This window comes from Trinickia diaoshuihuensis (assembly GCF_003390925.1).
Lineage (GTDB): Bacteria > Pseudomonadota > Gammaproteobacteria > Burkholderiales > Burkholderiaceae > Trinickia > Trinickia diaoshuihuensis.
On record NZ_QUBS01000004.1, the window covers coordinates 1 to 2,235 of the forward strand.

At 63.1% G+C, this 2,235-nt stretch carries 1 protein-coding gene and 1 pseudogene; both read left to right on the top strand.

Annotated elements, in window-relative coordinates; all coding sequences use genetic code 11:
* Positions 1–1,352: pseudogene (istA, locus tag DXT59_RS00525) on the top strand (IS21 family transposase); the annotation flags it as partial.
* A 14-nt stretch (positions 1,353–1,366) separates the two neighbouring features.
* Positions 1,367–2,137, top strand: a complete 771-nt coding sequence (istB, locus tag DXT59_RS00530) for an IS21-like element helper ATPase IstB (RefSeq protein ID WP_116134848.1) — start codon at positions 1,367–1,369, stop codon at positions 2,135–2,137.
* Positions 2,138–2,235 lie beyond the last annotated feature (98 nt).

Sequence of the window (2,235 nt, forward strand, 5' to 3'; positions counted from 1 at the left end):
GTGCCCGGCACCGCGATTCTGGCCGCATTACGGCGCGAGCACGGCTACACCGGCAGCTATTCGTCGGTGTATCGCATGATTGTTTCGATCAACGCCGATCGTCCGCCCGACGCCACCGTGCCGCTAAGCTTTGCGCCCGGCGAAGCCGCCCAAGTCGATTTCGGCGCCGGCCCGATGCTGCCCGACGCCGACGGTGTATTCCGGCGCACGTGGGCGTTCGTGATGACGCTTGCCTTCTCGCGACACCAGTACGTCGAGTTCGTCTGGGACCAGACGGTCGCGACTTGGCTCGGGTGCCATCGCCGCGCTTTCGAATGGTTCGGCGCGGTGCCTGCGCGCGTGATCATCGACAACCCCAAGTGCGCAATCACGCGTGCCTGTACGTACGATCCCGTCGTGCAACGCGCCTATGGCGAATGTGCCGAAGGGTACGGCTTCCGCATCGATCCTTGCCCACCGGCCGATCCGCCCAAGAAGGGCATCGTGGAAGCCGGCGTCAAATACGTGAAGGGCAACTTCTTGCCGCTGCGCCAGTTCCGCGACTTCACTGACCTGAACGCGCAGGCGCGTCATTGGGTCATGCACGAAGCGGGGCGTCGCATCCACGGCACCACGCGCAAAGTACCGCTCCAGTTGTTCGAACTCGAACGGCCACTCATGCGAGAACTGCCCGCCGTCGCGCCCGACCTAGGCACCTGGCACAAGGTATCGGTGCATCGAGACTGCCATGTCGCTCATCAGCGCATGTTGTATTCCGTGCCGTTCTCGCTGGTCGGCAAGCGGTTGTGGCTGCGGGCGACTGATGCTTCGGTCTGCATCTACGACGATTACCGACTAGTGGCTTCGCATGTGCGTGGCCGTCGCCCCGGCGACCGGCTCACCGTACGCGACCACCTGCCGCCCGAGGCTCGCGCGTTTCTCGCTCACGATCGCCAGTGGTGTCTCGAACAGGCAACGCGCGTGGGACCGGCTTGTGCGCAGCTCATCGAACTGCTGCTGGCCGATCACATCCTTGAGCGCCTACGTGCGGCGCAGGGCGTCATGCGGTTGCAGAAGCCGTGCAGCTCATCGAACTGCTGCTGGCCGATCACATCCTTGAGCGCCTACGTGCGGCGCAGGGCGTCATGCGGTTGCAGAAGCCGTACGGCGCCTCGCGCCTAGAAGCGGCCTGCGCTCGGGCGCTGGCACACGCCAGTCCCTCCTATCGGACCGTCAAGACCATCCTCGTGGGCGGCTTCGACCAGCATCCACTTGCCGATCCGAATGAGCACGTCCACGTCCACGCCCCCGGCGCACGTTTCGCCCGCGACGCACAGTCTCTGTTTGCTCCCGACGCCGACGTGCGTCCTTAACCCAGGAGATGGCCATGCAACCCATGCCAGCCTTGACCCCGCATCTGAAGCAATTGCGTCTGTCCGGCATCCTCGACTCGCTCGAGGCGCGCAATCGTCAAGCGATCGATGCGAAGCTCTCTTACGTCGACTTCCTTGCGCTGCTGATTGAAGACGAAGTCGCCCGGCGCGAACAGAAGAAGTTTGCGCTGCGCATGCGACGCGCCGCCTTCCGCACCAGCAAAACACTGGAGCAGTTCGACTTCGATCGGTTGCCGCAATTGAACCGTGCACTCGTGCACGATCTGGCCGGCGGTCGTTACCTCGGCGAACATGCGCCGGTGCTCATCGTCGGGCCTTGCGGTACCGGCAAGAGCCACTTGGCGCAGGCCCTCGGCCACTGCGCCGTACGTCAAGGCGTCGACGTGTTGTTCACCACCTGCACCCAGCTCACCACGAGCTTGAATGCAGCACGTGCCACCGGCGCCTACGAGCGCCGACTTGCCAGCTTAATGCGCGTCGAATTGCTGATCATCGATGACTTCGGGCTCAAGCCGCTGCGTCCGCCCGCCGACGAGGATCTGCATGAACTGATCGCCGAACGTTACGAGGCTGCGTCCACCATCGTCACGAGCAACCTCGATCTGACCGAATGGGATCAAGCGTTTCCGGCCAATCGATTGCTCGCCTCTGCCACGCTCGACCGATTGCGTCACAACGCTTACTGCCTGGTGCTCGACGGTCACTCCTACCGAAGCCCGAGGCACCTTCCGGAGCATCACTTGAACCTTGCAAACGCCACCTAAACGGCCCATTCTTGAACCGCAAAGATGCTCGTTTCTACCCACTTCTACTGGCGCCTATATGCCGGAAATACCCGGCTCCTTTATGCCGGAAGGTGACA

Excerpts from the sequence above, each read along its gene's own strand:
- istB (WP_116134848.1), top strand. The coding sequence starts at position 1,367 with ATGCAACCCATGCCAGCCTTGACCCCGCATCTGAAGCAATTGCGTCTG.